Source organism: Paenibacillus sp. J22P59, from assembly GCF_059383895.1.
The window spans coordinates 743,677-764,338 of sequence record NZ_JBXENX010000001.1 but is presented as its reverse complement, the minus strand read 5'-3'; the positions used below and the strand labels follow the sequence as shown (position 1 = coordinate 764,338).

The window sequence follows — 20,662 nt, the reverse complement described above, 5'->3', positions numbered from 1 at the left end:
CGCAGATGGGGCGTAGATCGGTTACGCCGTCACTATGACTGGTCAGGCAAGATATGCCCGCGGCTAATGTATGACGGTGGCAAGTGGACTAGATGGGTGGAGTTTAAGGCGGCAGTAGCTGATAAAATGGAGGGATACAAAATGAAGCCAGAGGATGCTAACAAGATCATTGCTGCTTACCTTAACGGGGAGTGGGCAGCGGCAAAGAAGAAAGGCGATGCTGCAGGTATGAAGGAAGCTAACCGATTGGCTAACGAGCTACGGAAGGCGAGTGGACAGCCCGTTCAATTTTGATAAAAACATTAAAGTTAACTATATGAATTCATTAGAACATATTGTTAAAAATGGGGAGTGTGGTATAATAAAAAATAGGAACATATGTTCTCGGGAATGTAAGTTCCTATTGTAAGTCATTCCATAATCAGGGAATATAGAACTATATTTTGTCGAAAAAAACTGATTATAGGAATGGGGTACTAATAATGGCAACGAAAAAGAAGAATTTCTATGCGTATCAAATTGATTTGCATTATCTAGATAATGCTCATCGTGCTCCCGTAGATGCAATAAAATGGGATGGAGATATTTTTGAACAGATTCTTCAGCATATCTATTCTTTAAATCCAGCTGTTAAAACGAGAAAATATCGTGATTCATGGTTAATGTATCTTGATCATTTAGAGTATGATCAACATTATATCTTTGGTAGGTTTAGTTCTGCTGTTTATGGTACTACTGGTGAATTAGTTCATGCAGATAACTTGGCTCGGAGACCCAATCCTAAACAAGTACGAGAAGGTGAAAGTGAAGAGACATATTTTTTAATTAAAAAGTCTGATGGACTTCTTCTTTTACAAGGAAACATCCGCTTGAACAGAGCTAAGGCTGACGAATATTTTGATATATTGGGTAAACAAATTATTGAAGCAAACAATCTTACATATATACAAATATGTACATTGGTCAATGATTCATTTTTTGAAAGTATTAGACAGTTGAATACTGTTCATAAATTGGAGATTGAAGTCACAAGAACTGAAGTTATTGCAGATGAGAATCCAGCAGTCAGAGCTTTGCAAAATGATGCTGAGGAAATTCATGCAACTGATGTTAAACTTGAGTTTGGGGCAAAGTATCAGCGATCAGGAATGCTGGGTGTAATACCACTTATACAAAAATACAAAGACAAAGAGGGGGTAACAAAAATTGTTGTTCGAGGAAAATTAGCAGGAGCTGAAAAAACAATAAAATTAGATGAGTCTCAAGAAAAGTATACACAGAAAGTTGCAGTAGATACAAATAACCAACCAATGCTTTCATCTGTTGAGACGGTGTTAAAACAAATCGCTAATGATAGAATAAGTCTTAGGAGTTGATAATTTATGTTCGGGAGCATTAAAAAATTCATTAAGGCAAATAACTTTCCATGGATAACCTTTAGAAATTATTTGAAGAATTCTTCACGCTCCGAACTAATTGTCGACTTATTGATTCCGTTATTTTTATCAATTGGCTTATTAGTTCTTACTTCAATGCAGGTAAAAGAATTTTCTGTATTGATTAATAAATATAAGGAACTAAGTGGTCAATTAATAGCTGCAATTTCGATATTAGCAGGGTTTAACATTGCCAGCATCACGATTATATCAACAGCAGCCGAACCTACAAATAGGTTGCGGAATATCACTAGCACCACTAATCCTAAAATGTCGATTTATGAAGTGTTAATTTCTTTTTTTACTTGGGCGGTAATAATTCAACTTGTTGTAGTTTTATTCGGGATAATTTTGTTTTATGTTGGGTCGCTTGTACCACCAAACCTTACACCTAATATCCCCTTATGGTCGTGGATATTAGCTGGGTTCCTACTCATGATAACGATTCATTCTATGTTTATATCCATTAGGAATATGAAGACGTTATACTATTACGTAACCTATAAAGCTCCTAATCCACCCGTACCTCCACAACCGCCAAGTCCATAAGAAAATTGTAAATTTAAAGCCCACTGGCCTATTGGTCGGTGGGCTTTTTTTTTATAGTCAGAATTAGACTAACCAAATCAAGTGTAATGGATAGCCGCCAGTTAGCTGCGAGAACTTCTCTAGCGGCTATTAGCAATTATCTAACCAGTGTGATTATTAGCGCTGTAATAGCGATTGCGAGGGCGCCAACACTGATTATACAAGCGGCCAATAGTTTCCCTGGTACCTTCATATATACAGCCCCTTTGTGTTATGATGAGAAAGAAGAAGCGTCCCTTAAATTTCATCCCCGGTAGGTTAGGAGCCTTGCGGCTCCCTTCCTGGTGTTGATTACCTTAGTGAGGTGATGAGGGTGATGATTGAGCTTATCATGCTGATGATTGCCGTCACTAGCATGATGTCTAATGCTCTTTCGTCTTTACGCTTCTTTCTCTTATTCTTCATTTGCTTATCTCACCTCCTTACATTATTATTATACAACGAAAATAGTTGAATGTCAACGAATATAGTTCATAAATATAACTATATATGTTGAATAATAACGGCTGTTGTTCTATAATGATATCGAGGTGATGGGGATGTTATATTTGAAGTTACAGGAGATAATGGAGGAGAAACGCTGGAATGCTCGCCAATTAAGTGAAGCTACTGGCATACGATGGAACACTATAGATGATATGGCCAAGAATAAATCTAAAGCGTGGTCACGGGAGAACTTGGACATAATCATGAGGGTGCTTGAAATTGAGGACATCAACAAACTAATCGAATACAGAAAAGAAGGCTCTGGCACATAATGCTGGAGCTTATTTTATATCTTGATAGCGAACATTTGTTCTTATATAATAATCCTAGATAATGAATACGGAGGCGATCAGTTTTGAAGCTAACAATCAGAAATTTAGATGTTGCAATGGCAATCCTTGATTACACAGAAAAGCATGGGCGGTCACCTGCAATTACGGATCTATGCAAACTGACAAAGATAGCTTCTAGATCTGCCATCCATACACATCTAAAGAGATTAAGGGAAATGAATATTGTCACTTGGGAAGAGGGGGAGGTACGTTCGCTAAGAATTTTTTATCCCCAATTTGTTAAGGATAAGCATGCTAAGCTGCTGCAGCTCGAAAAAGATAAATTGAATGACTATATAATGTAAGGGAGCTGGGGACGATGGAAGCTTACATTGATAAAATCGTGCAGCTCATCTACGTGGATCGTAAACGTAATGTATCAATACGAAATATTAGAGTGCTATCTGTTAAGGGAAACAAGTTTAAAGCATACTGTTTTAAGGCAAAGGCTGTGAGGATATTTAATGTAGATGGGATTGTAGATGTAGAATTGGTTGATTTTAAATTGACACTTAATGGATAATTATGGTTTAATGTTAAAGAGCCGCGAGGGAAAGCATCCCCGTGGCTCTTTATTTTAATCCTGATTGATTAGTAGAGTGCCCCCGAAAACGCCCCCGAAATGCCCCCGAATGTTGCTAGTCGTTACTTTTTAATGCGGTTTGCTTTTCTATTCCTTCTATATAATATGCGGTATTGCGGCTCATTACCTCTTGTTGCTAATCCGGGAACTTAAATAAGACGCAAGTTCACCAATGGGAGAGAGATCAATATTTGACGCTTTACTAATCGTAGAAACCCTCGATGCTGTTAGCATTGAGGGTTTTTCTTTTTGTGGGCAATGTGATGAGAGGGTGCCGACGGTGGCCATAGGACGAATGTCGCAAACAAGTCATTAGAGAGCCCCACTGCTTTGATGTGATATGATATTATCGAACGAGATATTGAAGAGAAAGTCGTCCAGTTGTTACGGGCGACTTTTTTTATTTCCAAAGAGGTCTTCTGAATTATTCCAACACACTCTATTAGTTCGTTTGCCGTTCGCATCTCTCTATATAAACAATAAGAGAGGCCTTTATCTTAATAACTTCTGCACTTTTGGGCCGCACATTTATGGGTGGATCCTATATTCATAGACCACTTCAAATTCCTAAAATATCCATAAATTAGTAATTAAGTACTATATCATTTTTTGTTATAAATGGTAATATAAAGTTGTTAGAAGGTTCTTTTATGAAGAGACTTCAGATTAAAAAATGAAAAGGAAGTGTACCAGACAATGAAAAAAATGTTCGCATCCGTACTTACAACTGCTCTCTTAATTACTGCCGCTGTTCCAGCTTTTGCTCAAGACAGCACTCCAACTACTGCACCAGCATCCGCAAGTGCTGTTAATTCTGAGTCGGTTTCTGTTGCGTCTTATTTCTTCGCTAATGTTTCTTGGAGAACTGTTCCTGGTGCAACTTCCTATGAGTTTTTCATTTACAAAAACGGCAGCCTAGTAGAGTGGGGGAATCAGGGTGTTTCAGTGGTCGGTTCTCAAAACAGAAATGTCGGAATGGAGACGAGTAACGCTTACAAAATAGAAATTAGAGCGGTTGATTCAAGCGGTAATCAGCTTGCATGGGGTACAACGAATACCTTTTTGGCTGGCCCCACTTCCATTTACGTATCTATTTAGTGTAATGATTAGGTTCCAGAAAGATAAGCTAGTGGCATAGTGAGATATTTTTTATAAAGAGATTTGTTCTTGTCCCAATACAGAAAACGATAAAGTCCTTGTCACAGGTCAGTGACAAGGACTTTATCGTTTTAAAAAACGGCATGCTGGGTTTATTGTTTAACATTTAACACTTTGAAATTCCACAATGAATAGCCAAATTCAGTCGAGCGTGTTAATCCAGACATTCTTACGTATCTTGATTCTTGATGGTTGAAGTTCAGTATTTCAGTATTCCCTTTACAATTTTGATTCGTATAAATAATAGTCCAGTCTAAAGCATCATTTGAAACTTCGATATGATAAGTTTGTGCATGCGCTGATTCCCATTCGAGAATAATGCGATTGAAGCTTGTTTCTTTACCCAAGTCAATATAAAGCCATTGAGGATCAATTCCAGGTAGACTGCTCCACCGACTATCACTAGTACCATCTACTACATGATCAGAACTAAAAATTTCATTTTCATCGGAAGAAGAAAAAACAGGTTTATACAGGGCAAGATTATCCGAGTCGATATTCTTATTAGTTTTTAATGAAATAGACGTATTTTGTTCACTGATATTATTGAAATAATCTCTAGTCTTTACACTAATTTCATAATGTGAATCTGGAGATAATTTAGTTAAAGTATAGTTGGTATAATGGGTGGTATCTATGTATATTCCATCGAGGTAAACATCATAAGATTGAACCCACAGGTCTGCGGGCTCTTCCCAACTTACTTTTATACTAGTATTGCTAGAGGCAATATGTTTTAGTTGAGGAGGGGCAGATAACTCAGAAGGATGGATAAAGGAATGAAGTTGTTTTAGTTCACCTAGGGCAGCTTTTTTAAGTATTGTAACTAAATTTTGCTCCATTAGATTCAATTTCGTACATAGATTTATGACTTTATGATGTTTAATTTTTTTGGTCATGTTGCTTTTCATTAACGTTAACTTTAATAATTCTATTTTTTTTACGTAATGAAAACATATATCGGCATATTGTCCTAAACTTTCGTCTAAGGTTTGTAAATAGCAGGCAGTTAAATATCTCGATCCCGCTATAATAGATAACGCATCATCAATATAAGGTAATAAATCATGGAGCTCTTCAGTTATATCATCCCCGTGAGATATCAGGCTACTTAAATAATTATATAGGATAGAGCTGTCCTCACTCTTTAAAGTTTGAATCAGGTCTTTGAATTCTCCTTCAATGAACTTCACAGCATTTTCAGTGATAGAATAATGATTTAAGTCAATATATGTGATATTTTTCAGAAAAGCGTGGTTGCATGCATCTCTTATTTGTGGAATCGTATACTGGAGGCCATCTTTAAAAGGAAGATCGTTAATTGTAAAGTTGCTTTTATCCATAGCCGTAATAACGAAAGAGTGATTCAAAGCTGAATCAAGCTTTCTGTGTGTAACAAATTGATTGTCGACCCAAATGAAAATTGTAAATCCTAGATTTATTAATTGAGAGAGTTCATTTTCTATGCTATTAAAATCATTAAATGGAATTACTACATGGTTTATACCAAAGAGATTGCTGCTACTTCCTACTTTGGAATAGTATGACCATTTACGTCTTCTATTTAGGATGATTTGATTAAATACGTCGAAGTGTGATTCCCAAGCGTCATAATAAAGATGTTTCATATCAATTTTCTGCTCATATAAGTAGTTGAATATTTGTATTTTTCTGCAATCCAAATAATTGTAAGAAGGGTTATTAAATATATTTTCCACATTTACTCACTCCAATACAGTAATATGATCATATAGGTTTGTTATTATTTTACACAAAAAATAAATACCTAAATGTCGCTGCATTATGAATTAGCATTTCTAGTGCTAGTGATCTTAAACGCGGTATTAATTTGCCATTCAACATTTGGCGTTCTCATTTCGGGTGAATAACGAAGTTAGGGGAAGGAGATAGGGTGGGGCACCATTATTTCTCTAATTCTGGCTCTCTCATAAACCATGCAATATAAGAGCAATTTCGGCAAACGAGTATTGCAGCATTTCGATTAGCCCAGTCCATTCCAAAGAAAGTTGCTCCTCTTGAGTTTAGTTGGCGATAATCTTTGTCGAAGGTATCGTTCTGGCAACAGGGGCAGATAATTGAAGCTTTTCCGGCTCTATATCTCATAAACAATCACTCCTTTGGCTTGATTATACTTATTATAGCTTATATTCCATAAAAAGAGGCTATTGTCATATTTCGATGATAATCGAAGGTGTGACAATAGCCTCTTTCACTTCATAACTTAGTGGAAGTCTCTAAACAATCCAACAACTTTTCCGAGAATCGTGACATTTTGCAAGCGTATCGGCTCCATAGTGGAATTCTCAGGCTGTAGGCGAATGTGGTCTTTCTCACGGTAAAATGTCTTTACCGTTGCTTCGTCTTCTTCAGTCATAGCCACGACAATGTCGCCGTTATTGGCTGTCTGCTGTTGGCGTACGATGACATAATCGCCATTATGTATACCAGCCTCAATCATGCTCTCACCAATAACATTAAGAATGAACACATCGTCATCTCCTACAAAATGCGAGGAGAGCGGGAAATATTCTTCGATATTCTCAGTTGCCGTTATAGGGACACCGGCAGTGACCTTGCCGACGATAGGTACATGTGATACTGAAGGATGGATAATGCCATCGACGCCTTCTTGGTCCAAGATCTCAATAGCACGTGGTTTAGTAGGGTCACGACGAATGAGCCCCTTCTTCTCTAGACGATCGAGATGACCATGAACGGTTGAGCTTGAAGCGAGACCGACTGCTTCGCCGATTTCCCTAACGGAAGGCGGGTATCCTTTCTCCCGGACTTCATTCTTTATAAATGCAAGAATCGCCTGTTGGCGGTTAGAAATCTTCGACAATGAAATCACTCCATTAATAGATTTGTAGAAAATTATAACATAGAACCCGAGTTCGTACAAACATAAGTTCTGAAAACAAAAGTTCGCATTGCTTATTGACTGCAAACGTTTGTTCGTGTTATTCTCAAAACAGAACAAACGTTTGGGGCGATGATAATGATGATGAATCCTGCATTTTATAAATCTATTCATAAGGAAGCGACTGTGCCAGTAGGCAATAGGCTGCATTCTGGTTGGTTCAAGTTACAACAGCATTTAGCAAAGCTGATCGTGTGCATTATTGTGTTTGTGCTGCTTTTTACAAGCTTTTTAATCATGAAGGGTATGGCATCTGTCCATACTATGAATCCTGAGGCAGGCGAAGAGGTTGTTATTGTCCTATCTGGTGATACGCTATGGGATATTGCAGGTCGTTATACGGATAACACGAAGGATATTCGCAAGACGGTCTTCGAGATTAAAGAGCGCAATCAATTGACATCAGTTACCTTAATGCCGGGACAAGAATTAATCATTCCTTGATTGGGGACGGGAACAGTGAGTTGCATATAGATATAGATTGAGTATTGTGGTGGTTGGGACTAATCCTGACCACCCTTTTTTTATGTAATCGTACTTGTATAGGGAACGTATGCAGAAACTACGAATGAAATCATTAATCAAGCCAGCCATGTGAAAATAGCGTGAATTCCTCCCTATTATTAGGTCATTGCCTTGACAATTGAATGTGTGAAATGTAAAAGTAGGGAGAGGATTTTATTACATTAAAGACACAGCAAGAAAGGTGAGCTTGTTATGGAGAAAATTATTGCGCGAATTAATGAATTGTCGCGAAAAAATAAAACGGTGGGGTTAACGGAGGAAGAAATTGTTGAACGTGCTGCTCTTAGGGAGCAATACATGGCTAATTTCAGAGGAAACTTCCGTCAACAACTAGATACAATTAAATGGGTTGAGGATGAAGAAGAAAAGAAATAAGCGCTTCTTGCTATAATTCATATAGAAATAGAAGCAGAAGGAGAACAAAGATCCATGCGATACCGATTGCTGGGTAGAAGCGGACTCGCGGTATCTGAGCTGAGTCTTGGAACGATGACATTCGGGAATACGACAAGTGAGGAACATTCGATTGAAATGATCAATCGCTTTATGGAGCGAGGTGGCAATTTTCTCGATACGGCTGATGTATACGTGGATGGTCGTTCTGAGGAAATTGTCGGTAAAGCGATTAAGAATCGTCGTTCAGAGGTCGTTCTGGCAACCAAGGTGAGAATGAAGACTGGACCGGATGTGAATGGTGTCGGTCTATCACGCAAGCATATAATGGATGGAATTGAAGCGAGTCTGAGACGTCTGCAGACAGATTATATCGATCTGTATCAGGTTCATGTCTGGGATCATGCGACACCGATCGAAGAGACGCTCCGCACCCTCGATGATCTTGTATCCTCTGGCAAGGTTCGCTATATTGGCTGCTCGAACTTTCTAGCCTGGCAGCTAATGAAGTCACTCGCATGGAGCGACGCGAATCGGTATGTACGTTTCGTCTCGATTCAACCGCAGTACAGTCTGGTGAGCAGGCAAATGGATTTGGAGATGCTGTCGCTGTGCTTGGAGGAAAAGGTAGGGATCATTCCTTGGGCACCGCTTGGCAGCGGTTTTCTTACTGGTCGATATGAACGCATACAGCCGACCGAGGGGAGATTAGCTAGCGCGCAAAGCGGTGAGAGCACATGGACTAACCGAGCCAATGAACATAATTTTATGGTCCTTGATACGGTTCGTGAAGTGGCAGCGCTTCTTGATAAAACCCCAGCGTAGGTTGCATTGAATTGGCTGCTGGCACGCGATGGGATTACATCGCCAATCTTTGGTGCAAGCACGTTGGAGCAGTATGAAGACAATATGGGTGCGATCGGTTGGACGATGCCACAGGAAGCATGGGACAAGCTGGATGCGATAAGCGCTTTGCCTGACGATTATCCTAACCGATTTATTACAAAGTTCAGAAGGACGTTCTAAACCTAAGAGGAGGAAGTTCATTGTCACGTACATGGGAGCGCCAGGTGCGCAAGAATTCGAACAAAATTAATAAACAAAGAAAAAAACAGGGAGTTAGCAGTATTACAGCAACCGCTGAGAAAGTCGATCGCTACAAAGGAAGAAGCTTCATTGGGCCAATTCTGCTTTTGCTGTTCATAGGGGCATATGCATTCCTTTCAATTGGTAATCCTGCATTCGAAATTACGACGATGTTCTGGGTTACCGTTGCTGCTTATATTTTCCTTGCGGCTACTTTCTATTTCCGTCGGCCTTATCTTGCTGTAGGCAAAGACTACGTGCAGACACGTAAATTCACCGGGGATAAAAAATTGTATGTCGCTTCAATAAAAGGAATTACGCTTCAAAAGGGCTATGTCATGATCGAGCAGGACAAAGGCTCGAACTGGGTATTCTCGAAAGTGATGCACCGATATCCTACTGATGAAATCGGAGCTCGACTTCAAGAATTTGCAAAGGTACATAATCTGCCTGTAGTGCAAAAATAGATAAAGTGGGAGAGAGAGAATAATGGCTAAACAAGCGGTTCTATTTGATCTGGATGATACGCTGTTGTGGGATGCGCGCAGTGTACAGGAAGCCTTTGATGTAACCTGTCAAGCAGGTGCAGATGCTGCGGGGGTAGATCCTTTGCAATTAGAGGAGGCTGTTCGTCGCGAAGCTAGAGCGCTATATGAATCTTATGATACTTTTGCTTTCACCAAGTTGATTGGAATCAATCCATTCGAGGGCTTGTGGGCGAACTTCCGTGAAGGCGAGCAGGAGGAATTCCGCAAACTGGAGCAGTTGGCGCCAGGCTATCGCCAAGCGGCTTGGACGAATGGTCTTCGTTCACTCGGTGTAGATGATGCTGAGCTCGGTGCTAGGCTTGCTGAGCAGTTCCCTGCGGAGCGTCGTGCCCGTCCGATCGTGTATGAGGAAACATTCCGAGTGCTTGATGCTTTGAAAGGCAAGTATAAGCTTTTGCTTCTGACAAATGGCTCTCCTGATCTGCAACAGGAGAAGCTGACTGGGGTGCCTGAGCTGGCACCTTACTTCGATCACATTATTATTTCTGGGCAATTCGGACAAGGAAAGCCGGCTGCTGCCATTTTCCATCATGCGCTTGAACTCCTTGGTGTGGAGCCTGAACATGGCATTATGGTAGGGGATAAGCTGACGACAGACATTCTGGGTGCGAACACAATCGGCATGACATCTGTATGGATTAACCGTGAGAATATGGTAAGAAATGATGATATCATTCCAACTCACGAAATCGCTCACTTAGAAGAGCTGCTGAAGCTGCTTGAAGCTTAACGAAAATTCATGCAAAAAAAGCCCCTCACTTTCATCGAGAGATGGAGGAGGGGCTTTCCTTGCTATTCGTTTGACTTAGGCTTTGTTGAATGCAGGATCATCATATGGTTGTGCGATCCAGCCTTCTGTCTCAATGAAGAGGCGAACGGCAACAATCTGGCGGTTATCCATCAATGTGAAGAAGTGAGGAATGGTCTCGGGAACAGAAATGACGTCGCCAGCTTCTAGCTCAACATCGAAGTAACCAACTTCCTCATTTCCTTTTATAATGAATATACCTTTACCCGCAGTAATGGCACGAACCTCATCTTCTGTATGAGTATGCACCTGCTCGAATTTTTTGAGCAATTCATCCAGGTTGGGAGTCGAATCAGACAGCGCGATTATGTCCCAAGTTTTATAACCGCGGCGCTCTGCCAGATCGCGAATCTCTACATCAAATGCAGATAGAATTTCGGATTTTTCCTCATCAGAAAGAATAAATTTATTGTGCAGATGCGCAGGAAGTTTGTCAGCATTCCAATGCTCATATAAGACCTCTTGGCTTTCCAAAAATGCCCGGACGTTCTCTTCGCCCGTAATTCTTTGTTCAGTATTGCGAATTCGAATTTCAGCCATGAACATTCCCTCTTTTCCCATAGAAATTAAATGATATAATTAATTATATAGCAAAAGTCAACAATTGTCGATGGATCTCCTTTTCACTTAGCTGGGATTCTGTTACACTATTTGTTAATGATTTTCGGAGGAAGGGTGCACATAATTGTCTAGACTGACCTTACAAGAAATGCTGCAACAAAGGATACTCATACTTGATGGAGCGATGGGGACGATGATCCAGCAAGCCGATCTCGTAGCTGATGATTTTGGCGGCGAAGAGCTCGATGGCTGTAATGAAATGCTCGTTCTGACACGTCCTGACGTTATCCGCGACATTCATGAGAAATATTTGGAAGCAGGGGCAGATATATTGGAAACCAATACGTTCGGTGCTACGAGCGTGGTCCTTGCTGAATATGATATACCTGAGAAAGCAAGAGAAATTAACTTGGCGGCAGCTAAAATCGCTCGCGAAGCAGCAGATAAATATTCTACACCGGAACATCCAAGGTTCGTAGCAGGGGCGCTTGGCCCCACGACTAAGACCTTATCTGTTACTGGCGGCGTAACCTTCGAAGAGCTTGTCGAGAGCTACTATGAACAGACGGTTGCATTGATGGAAGCAGGGGTTGACGCGATTCTTCTGGAGACATCACAGGATACGCTGAATGTTAAGGCAGGAAGCCTCGGCATACGCAATGCTTATGAGAAGCTCGGATTTGAGCTGCCTCTCATGATATCCGGAACAATCGAACCGATGGGCACGACCCTTGCAGGTCAGAATATCGAATCATTCTATATCTCTTTGGAGCATCTGAAGCCGATTTCTATAGGGTTAAACTGTGCGACAGGCCCAGAGTTTATGCGCGACCATATCCGTTCTTTAAGTGAGATTGCTGACTCAGCAATTTCTTGTTATCCGAATGCGGGACTTCCCGATGAGAATGGTCATTATCACGAGTCTCCGGAATCGTTGGCCAAAAAAATGTCGGCCTTTGCCGAGCAAGGCTGGCTCAATATTGCTGGCGGCTGCTGTGGCACGACGCCCGCTCATATTCGCGCATTAGCAGATACGATGGCACAATACCCGCCTCGTTCGAAATATGGCGAGCATCCACCAGCTGTCTCTGGTATCGAGACCGTATATATCGAGCCGGAGAATCGTCCGATTATGATAGGGGAACGGACGAATATTTCGGGTTCCCGCAAATTTAAACGGTTGATTAAAGAAGGCAAATTCGATGAAGCGTCCGAAATTGCTAGAGCGCAAGTAAAAGGCGGAGCACATGTCATCGATATCAATCTTCAAGATACGGATATTGATGAAGCATATGCCGTGCGTGAGTTTTTGCCGCAGGTTGTTAAGAAAATTAAAGTGCCGCTCATGCTCGATTCCACCTACGATCATATTATTGAGCTGGGTCTGAAATATTCGCAAGGCAAGGCGATTATCAACTCGATCAATCTGGAGGATGGCGAGTCTAAGTTCGAGCAAATTCTACCGCTCATTCATCGCTACGGAGCAGCGGTCGTTATGATATTGATTGATGAGCGCGGCCAAGCTGTATCTAGAGAGGCGAAGCTCGAAGTAGCCGAGCGCTCTTATCATTTGCTTGTAGATAAGTATGGCATGAATCCAGAAGACATTATTTTTGATCCGAATATGTTCCCGGTTGGTTCAGGCGATCCGCAATATATCGGTTCTGCTGTAGAGACGATCGAAGGCATTAAGATGATCAAAGAGAAATTCCCTAAGGCGAAGACGATTCTTGGGCTAAGTAACATTTCCTTTGGTCTGCCGGATGCAGGTCGTGAAGTATTGAACTCTGTCTACCTTTACCATTGTACGAAAGCTGGTCTTGATTATGCGATCGTAAATACGGAAAAGCTGGAGAGGTATGCTTCTATTCCTGAAGAAGAGCGCAAACTTGCTGAAGAGCTCATTTATAATACGAATGACGAGACATTGGCAGCTTTCGTAGCTGCTTTCCGGGAGAAGAAGGTTGTCAAGAAAGAGAAAATTTCCAATCTTACTCTTGAAGAACGCCTTGCCTCTTACATTGTAGAGGGAACGAAAGAAGGCCTCTTGCCGGATCTGGATCTTGCTCTAGCCAAATATACAGCGCTGGAGGTCATTAATGGGCCACTCATGCGCGGTATGGAGGAAGTCGGTCGATTATTCAATGGCAACGAGCTGATCGTGGCAGAGGTACTGCAGAGCGCTGAGGTTATGAAGGCGTCAGTTGCTTACTTGGAAGATTTCATGGAGAAAGACGAGACTTCTGTTAAAGGTAAAATTATTCTTGCGACCGTTAAAGGCGATGTGCATGATATCGGCAAAAACCTGGTCGAAATTATTTTATCCAATAATGGATTTAAGATTATTAATCTTGGCATCAAAGTGCCGCCTGAGAAAATTATCGAAGCTTGCCGGAATGAAAAGGTCGATGCCGTTGGCTTATCGGGCTTGCTCGTTAAATCTGCACAGCAGATGGTGCTGACGGCGCAGGATATGCGCAATGCCGGCATTGATACCCCGATCATGGTAGGTGGAGCAGCCTTAACCCGTAAATTCACGAAAAATCGAATCGGTCCAGAATATGATGGATTGGTCTTATACGCCAAGGATGCGATGGATGGTCTGGATCTGGCAAATAAGCTGATGGACAAAGAACATCGCAATCGGATGGAAGAAGAGATGGCTGCTTACAAGGCATCGGGCGGGGAAGAAGAAGCAGAGAAGAAACCGCAGCCACAATTGACTAGGATTGAGCGCTCGAAGATTTCAACGGATGGACCTGTCTATATTCCGCCGGATCTGGATCGCCATGTCTTGCGCGATGTGCCGCTTGCCCACATTGTTCCTTATGTGAATATGCAGATGCTGCTTGGTCATCATCTTGGTCTGAAGGGCAATATTGATAATTTGCTCAAAGAAGGCAATGAAAAAGCTGTTCAGTTGAAGGAAACGGTAGACGGTATTTTGCAGGAAGGTAGTGCAGATGGCATATTGCGTGCGAATGGCATGTATCGGTTCTTCCCAGCGCAGTCTTCAGGCAATGATATAATTGTGTATGATCCAGAAGATCCGTCGAAGGAACTGAAGCGCTTCTCCTTCCCGCGCCAACAGGTAGAGCCGTATCTGTGCTTATCAGACTTCTTGAAGTCTGTTGAGAGCGGCGTTATGGATTATGTTGGATTCCTTGTTGTAACGGCAGGGCATGGGGTAAGAGATTTGGCAAATGAGTGGAAAGATCGTGGTGACTATTTACGGTCCCATGCCCTGCAGTCAGTAGCGCTTGAATTAGCAGAAGGTCTTGCCGAACGTGTCCATCATATGATGCGTGACGTGTGGGGCTATCCTGATCCGAGCACGATGACAATGAAGCAGCGGCTTGGTGCCCGTTATCAGGGTATCCGTGTGTCCTTCGGTTATCCGGCTTGCCCGAATCTGGAGGATCAAGAGCCATTATTCGATCTGATGAAGCCAGAGGATATTGGTGTGGAATTGACAGAGGGCTGCATGATGGAGCCAGAAGCTTCCGTATCAGCGATGGTATTTGCGCATCCAGAAGCGCAATACTTCAACGTGGAGAAAGTAGAAAGATAATTTTGCAATAAGCAGCTTAAAGCCTCCGCAACGGATGATTTCACAAGAATCTATCGTTAGCGGGGGCTTTCATCCTATTTTGCGGTTATATGACCCGGAAGGCGGAAATATGATGGAAATGTGGTTTCTTGGAACAGGTGCAGGCCGTCCGATGAAAGAGCGCAACGTCTCTTCAATCGCGCTTCGATTGCCGGAGCCTGATTGCGCTCTGTGGATGTTTGACGCGGGGGAAGGAACACAGCAGCAGCTTATGCACACGCCGCTTAAGCTTAATAAATTGGAAGTGCTGTTCGTCACCCATTTGCATGGCGATCACACTTATGGCATTCCAGGCTTGCTTAGCACACGCTCTTATGTAGGGGGCAATGGTCCTCTGCAAGTTTTTGGACCCGCGGGCATAGAAGAAATGATCGATACCATGCTGCGGTTGAGCTCTACACATCTTGATTACGAGATTACGTATACGGAAATATCGGAAGGCGTTATTTTTGAGGATGATCGCTTCGTCGTAGAAGCCATGCTGATGGATCATCGAGTGCCATGCTATGGCTATCGGGTAACGGAGCGTGAGCGTCCTGGCAAACTTAACACGATGCTGCTGGAGCAGCTTGGCGTCCCTAAGGGGCCCTTGTATGGCATGCTGAAAAAGGGACAGGATGTTACTCTCTCAGATGGGACGTTAGTTCGGGCGGCTGATGTGGCAGGCGTTCCGCTGCAAGGCCGTATTATTGCCGTCGCGGGTGACACTCGGGCTTGCAGCAACGCTATTACGCTGGCGAAGGATGCGGATGTGCTCGTTCATGAAGCGACCTTTGCGGCTGGACAAGAAGAGAAGGCACAGTTGTACGGTCATTCTACGACAACAGAAGCAGCGGCGACAGCTAAGACAGCTGGGGCGAAAAGATTGATTATGACCCATTTCAGTACGAGGTTTACACATGATGATCTCCCGGCACTTGAGCAAGAGGCTAGGGCGATATTCGAGAATTCGAATGCTGCCTATGATCTGTTCCATCTTCATATACCTAGACCGAGGGCCGGCGATGATGGTCCGAAATGAATATAGGATTGCTGCAGTCCAGCACCCTAGAAGTCGTCATTTAAATACAAAAGGAGCCTATATGGCTCCTTTTGTATTTCGTATCAGCCGAGACAAATACAATGGGAAAAAATAAAATTGCCGGGCGAACATGTATTCTTGTACAATTAGAGCAGTAAAAACAACGTAAATGAAAGCAGGGAGATGAACGGTCATGAATCGCTGGACGGGGAAAGCCTCTGGTTTGGAGGAGTGGCTGCAGCATATAAAGCTCGACAAAGAACTTATGGACAATGTAACGCATTGGCGTACTGTACCGCCTCGCCCTGCACAGACTGCGCCTCTACCTGAGGACCTGCATCCGAAGCTAAGGGATGCCTTGCGTTCTAAGGGAATTGAGGAGGTCTATACGCATCAAGAGGCGGCATATCGGGCTGTGCGTGCAGGCAACCATGTCGTTGCGGTTACGCCAACAGCATCGGGGAAGACGCTATGCTATAATTTGCCGGTGCTGCAGTCGCTGCTGGAGAATGAAGAAGGCAGAGCATTATATTTGTTTCCGACCAAGGCGTTAGCCCAGGATCAGGTGGCAGAGCTGCAAGCGATTGCGGAAATTATGGATGTCGGATTAAAGAGCAATACCTATGACGGAGACACGCCGCCTACAGTGAGACAGGTTGTCCGTAATGCGGGGCATATTGTTGTGACGAATCCAGATATGCTGCATTCCGCTATACTTCCACATCATACCAAATGGGTTAAGCTATTTGAGAATATTAAATATATCGTCATAGACGAAGTGCATGCATATCGCGGTATTTTTGGCAGCCATGTTGCGAATGTGATTCGGCGCTTGAAGCGAATTTGCCGTTTCTATGGTTCAGAGCCTCAGTTCATCTGCGCTTCTGCTACTATTGATAATCCGGGAGAGCATGCGGAGAGATTAATTGGCGAGCCTGTTACGCTAGTGGATAATAATGGTGCGCCTATGGGAGAAAAGCATTTTGTATTTTACAATCCCCCAGTCGTTAATCGCCAGCTTGGCATTCGAAGAAGCAGTGTGCTGGAGACAAGAAAGCTTGCGGGCCTGCTTCTGAAGCAGGGAATCCAGACGATTGTATTTGCTCGCAGCCGTGTTCGCGTAGAATTACTGCTTACCTACTTGCAGGAATTAATTAAAGACAAGCTGGATGCTAAGACGATCCGTGGCTATCGCGGTGGCTATTTGCCGAAGCTTCGCCGTGAGATAGAGCGAGGACTGCGCAGCGGGGAGATACGCGGCGTTGTCAGCACGAATGCACTTGAGCTGGGCATTGATATTGGGCAGCTTCAAGCATGCGTGCTGAATGGCTACCCAGGTACAGTAGCAAGTACATGGCAGCAGTCCGGACGTGCGGGGAGACGGCAAGAAAGCTCGGTTACGTTTCTCGTTGCCAGCAGCAATCCGCTTGATCAATATATGATTCAGAATCCGGATTTCTTTTTTAATCGCCCGGCTGAGAGAGCATTGATCCATCCCGACAATTTGCTGGTGCTGATTGATCATGTGAAATGCGCAGCATATGAGCTGCCATTCGAAGCAGGAGAGAAGTTTGGTTCAGAATCTTTGGAAGACATGATGGAATTTCTAGTCGAGGAAAAGGTGCTTCACAAGGCAGGCAATCGCTGGTTCTGGATGGAGCAGTCTTTTCCGGCTCATAATATATCGCTTCGTTCGGCGGCGCAGGAGAATTTTATCATAATTGATATGTCTAATGGCAGCCGCGTACTTGGGGAAGTAGATCGATTCGGCGCCCCTACACTTATTCATGAAGAGGCTATCTACATCCATGAGGGTGTTCAATACCAAGTAGAGAAGCTCGACTATCCGGAGAAAAAAGCCTATGTACGCGAGGTGAATGTCGATTATTACACGGATGCCAATCTTGCGGTAGAGCTGAAGGTTCTGCATGTCGATAAGGAGAAATTCTCCGGGGATCTGGAGCGCCAATACGGTGAAGTGACGGTGAATGCGAAGCCTACGATCTTCAAAAAAATCAGGCTGCGCACGCATGAAAATATCGGTTCAGGGCCGATTCATCTCCCGGAGGAGGAGCTGCATACAAGCGGCTACTGGTTCTCCTTTAGTGAGGAGGCGGCAGCCCGCAAGAGCAAGAATGAGATGCAATACGCGCTGCTTGGCATCGCTAATGTGCTTGTACATATCGCTCCGCTGTACCTGATGTGTGATCCGTTCGATATTCGGGTTGTTCCACAGGTGAAGGCGGTCCATACACAGCGTCCGACAATCTACTTCTATGATCGTTACCCCGGCGGGGTTGGGCTAAGCGAGCGCTTGTTCGAGGTCCATGATGAGCTGCTTAGACAGGCGCAGTCTTTGATTCGAAGCTGTAGCTGTCTAAGCGGTTGTCCTGCCTGCGTAGGTCCCATTGAAGAGGTAGGTCTGCTCGGAAAGCAGCAGGCACTGCAGCTACTTGAAGAAGCGGGAGGTGACCGATGAGCGGATTAAGGGATAGAATGAATCGGCTGCGCGGCAGCAAATCAGAGCATGCAATAGAAGCAGTGTCAGCCCAAGCAGAGGAAGAGAAGCAGGCTGAACTGGAGGAAGAAGAACGTTTGTCTGAAGGCTGGACTAAGCTCGGCGTGCAGCTTAAGCGCAATGAAGTAGGAACCTTCCTGCTCCGCGAGGTGCAGTATCCACCAGATTACCGTCATGGCATTCATCGCTTGCAAGAGCTGGAAGCCGCAGCCGCAGGCTTAGCGGCTTTTCACCATCAGCCGCTTCAGCCGGAGGAGCTGCTGTTCCTTGATCTGGAGACGACGGGACTGGGAGTCGGGGCGGGCAATGTTCCATTTATGGTTGGGCTTGCTTTTTGGAGAGATGGCGTATTTACAGTGGAGCAGGCATTGATTCGTCATCCAGCTGAGGAACGCGCCATGCTAGCCCATTTGGACCATAAGCTGCGGCAATACCGTTACTTGGTTACCTATAATGGACGCACATTTGATTGGCCCCTTATGCAGAATCGCTTTATTCTCAACGGCTATGGAAGCCGTATATGGGAGCCGCTACATCTGGACTTTCTTCATCCTTCACGCAGTATATGGCGCAATACCCTTACCTCCTGTCGCTTGAGCCATGTAGAGGAGGAACGCCTTGGCATTGAACGAATAGATGATGTGCCAGGCTCATTGGCGCCGCAGCTTTATTTTCATTATTTGGCGAGTGGAGAGCCGGAACCGCTAGAGGGCGTTTTTCGTCACAACGAAATCGATATGTTATCTTTGGCATGCTTGGCGATACGATTCGGACACTTGTTAAAAGGCGATATAGGTCCATATGCGACACTGCCGTTTCCTTCAGAAACGGAAGAGTTGGTAAGAACCGGGCTATGGCTGGAAAAAATGGGGGATTCTGCGTCAGCCGAACGTTTATTCGCTCTTGCGGCTTCCTGTGAGCAAGTAACTGGAGGAACTTTAATGTTACTTGCTTCAAGGGATAAGAAGGCTGGAAATTGGGAGCGAGCTGTGTTATTGTGGCAGAAGACTGTACTTCATTCGACAAAATTTGGCACAGCTGCAACACCAGCATATATTGAACTAGCGATGTATTATGAACATAAGCTGAAGGATTATGATTCAGCTTTATTATATGCGGCAGAAGCGTTGGAGCAGGCGATAGGCCACTCCTTGCTTGGGCGGCGTGATGCCAAGCGCCGAGCCGAAATTGATAGCATTCGCAAGAGGAAAGAACGGCTGCAACGCAAGTCAGGAAGGAAGCTTGGTTAGATGACAGAACGATTACCTCAAATGATGGGATTGCTTCTCGACTTGGATGGCACACTCTATCATGGGTCAGAGCCAATTGAAGGGGCAGACCGCTTATTGCAGCAATTGCGGGAGCTGAAGCTTCCGTATCGATTCGTTACGAATAATTCATCTGCGTCCCCCCAAGATGTTGCACAAAGGCTGAACAAGATGGGGATTCCGGCTGATCAATGTGATGTATGCACATCCGCTCAAGCAGCTGCAGGATACATCGCGAGCAAGAAGCCCGGCGCTTCCGTATTTATTGTGGGAGAGTCAGGGCTTCATAAGGCCGTTCAAGAGGCGGGCCTTCAAATTACGGAGGATACCCCTGATTTCGTGCTTCAGGGAATAGATCGAGATTTGAGCTATAACCGGTTGACACAAGCTGTACGGCATATTCATAGCGGTGCTGAGTTTGTACTGACAAATCCGGATCTCCTGCTTCCTGGAGAGGGAGGCTTATTTCCCGGTGCAGGATCAATTGGCGCCTTGTTGAAGGCCGCTGGCGGTAAAGAGCCTGTTCTCATTGGCAAGCCTTCTCCAATTCTAATGGACTATGCACTTGGTCAGCTAGGGCTGCCGGCAAGTGACACTTGGGTTATTGGGGATAATCTGGCAACGGATATTGCGGCAGGGAAGGCATCGGGCTGCGGTACCTTGCTGGTGCTGACTGGCCTGACAACTGAGGAGAATTACGATCATTATGCAGAGCTTGCGGGATGCAAACCAGACATCATATGCAATAATTTAGATGAATTGCGGATTTATATTTCAGAACATGCAAAGCTATAACCAAG

At 43.8% G+C, this 20,662-nt stretch carries 18 protein-coding genes and 2 pseudogenes; 17 read left to right on the top strand and 3 right to left on the bottom strand.

What is annotated here, in order from left to right:
* From AC50YO_RS03440 to AC50YO_RS03410, 7 genes and pseudogenes are all read left to right on the top strand, one after another.
* A pseudogene (locus AC50YO_RS03440) lies at positions 1-294 on the top strand (N-acetylmuramoyl-L-alanine amidase); the annotation flags it as partial.
* 188 nt (positions 295-482) lie between these two features.
* Positions 483-1,376, top strand: coding sequence for a DUF4747 family protein (locus tag AC50YO_RS03435; RefSeq protein ID WP_494843163.1), 894 nt, complete (start codon positions 483-485; stop codon positions 1,374-1,376).
* 6 nt (positions 1,377-1,382) lie between these two features.
* On the top strand, positions 1,383-1,985 hold the full coding sequence (locus AC50YO_RS03430; protein ID WP_494843161.1) for a hypothetical protein: 603 nt from the start codon (positions 1,383-1,385) through the stop codon (positions 1,983-1,985).
* Between the two features lie 572 nt (positions 1,986-2,557).
* Positions 2,558-2,782, top strand: a complete 225-nt coding sequence (locus tag AC50YO_RS03425; RefSeq protein ID WP_494843159.1) for a helix-turn-helix domain-containing protein — start codon at positions 2,558-2,560, stop codon at positions 2,780-2,782.
* An 83-nt stretch (positions 2,783-2,865) separates the two neighbouring features.
* Positions 2,866-3,147, top strand: coding sequence for a LexA family protein (locus tag AC50YO_RS03420; RefSeq protein ID WP_494843157.1), 282 nt, complete (start codon positions 2,866-2,868; stop codon positions 3,145-3,147).
* A gap of 14 nt (positions 3,148-3,161) precedes the next feature.
* Complete coding sequence (locus AC50YO_RS03415) at positions 3,162-3,365, top strand: hypothetical protein (protein ID WP_494843155.1); 204 nt, start codon at positions 3,162-3,164, stop codon at positions 3,363-3,365.
* A 756-nt stretch (positions 3,366-4,121) separates the two neighbouring features.
* Positions 4,122-4,523 carry a hypothetical protein gene (locus AC50YO_RS03410; RefSeq protein ID WP_494843153.1) on the top strand — a complete coding sequence of 134 codons (402 nt, stop codon included), beginning with the start codon at positions 4,122-4,124 and terminating at the stop codon, positions 4,521-4,523.
* A gap of 152 nt (positions 4,524-4,675) precedes the next feature.
* On the opposite strand, the gene AC50YO_RS03405 is transcribed toward AC50YO_RS03410, so the two are convergent.
* Together AC50YO_RS03405 and lexA are read right to left on the bottom strand one after the other, a co-directional pair.
* The gene (locus AC50YO_RS03405) at positions 4,676-6,301 is read right to left on the bottom strand and encodes a discoidin domain-containing protein (protein WP_494843151.1); all 1,626 of its coding nucleotides are present in this window, start codon (positions 6,299-6,301) and stop codon (positions 4,676-4,678) included.
* Positions 6,302-6,825: 524 nt separating this feature from the next.
* The gene (lexA, locus tag AC50YO_RS03400) at positions 6,826-7,446 is read right to left on the bottom strand and encodes a transcriptional repressor LexA (RefSeq protein ID WP_494843149.1); all 621 of its coding nucleotides are present in this window, start codon (positions 7,444-7,446) and stop codon (positions 6,826-6,828) included.
* A 156-nt stretch (positions 7,447-7,602) separates the two neighbouring features.
* Here lexA and AC50YO_RS03395 point away from each other — a divergent pair, with 156 nt between their 5' ends.
* The 5 genes and pseudogenes from AC50YO_RS03395 to AC50YO_RS03375 all read left to right on the top strand — a co-directional run bounded on the left by AC50YO_RS03395 (position 7,603) and on the right by AC50YO_RS03375 (position 10,806).
* Positions 7,603-7,968, top strand: coding sequence for a LysM peptidoglycan-binding domain-containing protein (locus AC50YO_RS03395; RefSeq protein ID WP_494843147.1), 366 nt, complete (start codon positions 7,603-7,605; stop codon positions 7,966-7,968).
* A gap of 273 nt (positions 7,969-8,241) precedes the next feature.
* Entirely contained in the window at positions 8,242-8,424 is a 183-nt protein-coding gene (locus AC50YO_RS03390) for a DUF896 domain-containing protein (protein WP_494843145.1), read from the top strand.
* Positions 8,425-8,478: 54 nt separating this feature from the next.
* Positions 8,479-9,468, top strand: a pseudogene (locus AC50YO_RS03385) (aldo/keto reductase).
* A 20-nt stretch (positions 9,469-9,488) separates the two neighbouring features.
* On the top strand, positions 9,489-9,995 hold the full coding sequence (locus AC50YO_RS03380; RefSeq protein WP_494843143.1) for a hypothetical protein: 507 nt from the start codon (positions 9,489-9,491) through the stop codon (positions 9,993-9,995).
* Positions 9,996-10,017: 22 nt separating this feature from the next.
* Positions 10,018-10,806: an HAD family hydrolase gene (locus AC50YO_RS03375; protein WP_494843141.1), complete on the top strand. Its 789-nt coding sequence runs from the start codon at positions 10,018-10,020 to the stop codon at positions 10,804-10,806.
* A 75-nt stretch (positions 10,807-10,881) separates the two neighbouring features.
* Here the strand turns inward: AC50YO_RS03375 and AC50YO_RS03370 are convergent, their stop codons facing one another.
* Positions 10,882-11,424 (bottom strand): 1,2-dihydroxy-3-keto-5-methylthiopentene dioxygenase, encoded by a 543-nt coding sequence (locus AC50YO_RS03370; protein ID WP_494843139.1) that lies wholly within the window; start codon positions 11,422-11,424, stop codon positions 10,882-10,884.
* Positions 11,425-11,593: 169 nt separating this feature from the next.
* On the opposite strand from AC50YO_RS03370, the gene metH reads away from it, so the two are divergent.
* The 5 genes from metH to AC50YO_RS03345 all read left to right on the top strand — a co-directional run bounded on the left by metH (position 11,594) and on the right by AC50YO_RS03345 (position 20,657).
* Positions 11,594-15,016: a methionine synthase gene (metH, locus tag AC50YO_RS03365; protein WP_494843137.1), complete on the top strand. Its 3,423-nt coding sequence runs from the start codon at positions 11,594-11,596 to the stop codon at positions 15,014-15,016.
* Positions 15,017-15,128: 112 nt separating this feature from the next.
* Positions 15,129-16,076 carry a ribonuclease Z gene (rnz, locus tag AC50YO_RS03360; protein WP_494843264.1) on the top strand — a complete coding sequence of 316 codons (948 nt, stop codon included), beginning with the start codon at positions 15,129-15,131 and terminating at the stop codon, positions 16,074-16,076.
* Between the two features lie 193 nt (positions 16,077-16,269).
* Positions 16,270-18,555, top strand: a complete 2,286-nt coding sequence (locus tag AC50YO_RS03355; RefSeq protein ID WP_494843135.1) for a DEAD/DEAH box helicase — start codon at positions 16,270-16,272, stop codon at positions 18,553-18,555.
* Complete coding sequence (locus AC50YO_RS03350) at positions 18,552-19,844, top strand: ribonuclease H-like domain-containing protein (protein WP_494843133.1); 1,293 nt, start codon at positions 18,552-18,554, stop codon at positions 19,842-19,844. The genes AC50YO_RS03355 and AC50YO_RS03350 overlap by 4 nt, the downstream gene beginning before the upstream one ends.
* On the top strand, positions 19,845-20,657 hold the full coding sequence (locus AC50YO_RS03345) for a TIGR01457 family HAD-type hydrolase (protein ID WP_494843131.1): 813 nt from the start codon (positions 19,845-19,847) through the stop codon (positions 20,655-20,657).
* Positions 20,658-20,662 lie beyond the last annotated feature (5 nt).

Excerpts from the sequence above, each read along its gene's own strand:
- AC50YO_RS03435 (WP_494843163.1), top strand. The coding sequence starts at position 483 with ATGGCAACGAAAAAGAAGAATTTCTATGCGTATCAAATTGATTTGCAT.
- AC50YO_RS03430 (WP_494843161.1), top strand. The coding sequence starts at position 1,383 with ATGTTCGGGAGCATTAAAAAATTCATTAAGGCAAATAACTTTCCATGG.
- AC50YO_RS03425 (WP_494843159.1), top strand. The coding sequence starts at position 2,558 with ATGGGGATGTTATATTTGAAGTTACAGGAGATAATGGAGGAGAAACGC.
- AC50YO_RS03415 (WP_494843155.1), top strand. The coding sequence starts at position 3,162 with ATGGAAGCTTACATTGATAAAATCGTGCAGCTCATCTACGTGGATCGT.
- AC50YO_RS03410 (WP_494843153.1), top strand. The coding sequence starts at position 4,122 with ATGAAAAAAATGTTCGCATCCGTACTTACAACTGCTCTCTTAATTACT.
- AC50YO_RS03395 (WP_494843147.1), top strand. The coding sequence starts at position 7,603 with ATGATGATGAATCCTGCATTTTATAAATCTATTCATAAGGAAGCGACT.
- AC50YO_RS03390 (WP_494843145.1), top strand. The coding sequence starts at position 8,242 with ATGGAGAAAATTATTGCGCGAATTAATGAATTGTCGCGAAAAAATAAA.
- AC50YO_RS03375 (WP_494843141.1), top strand. The coding sequence starts at position 10,018 with ATGGCTAAACAAGCGGTTCTATTTGATCTGGATGATACGCTGTTGTGG.
- AC50YO_RS03370 (WP_494843139.1), bottom strand. The coding sequence starts at position 11,424 with ATGGCTGAAATTCGAATTCGCAATACTGAACAAAGAATTACGGGCGAA.
- metH (WP_494843137.1), top strand. The coding sequence starts at position 11,594 with ATGCTGCAACAAAGGATACTCATACTTGATGGAGCGATGGGGACGATG.
- rnz (WP_494843264.1), top strand. The coding sequence starts at position 15,129 with ATGGAAATGTGGTTTCTTGGAACAGGTGCAGGCCGTCCGATGAAAGAG.
- AC50YO_RS03355 (WP_494843135.1), top strand. The coding sequence starts at position 16,270 with ATGAATCGCTGGACGGGGAAAGCCTCTGGTTTGGAGGAGTGGCTGCAG.
- AC50YO_RS03350 (WP_494843133.1), top strand. The coding sequence starts at position 18,552 with ATGAGCGGATTAAGGGATAGAATGAATCGGCTGCGCGGCAGCAAATCA.
- AC50YO_RS03345 (WP_494843131.1), top strand. The coding sequence starts at position 19,845 with ATGACAGAACGATTACCTCAAATGATGGGATTGCTTCTCGACTTGGAT.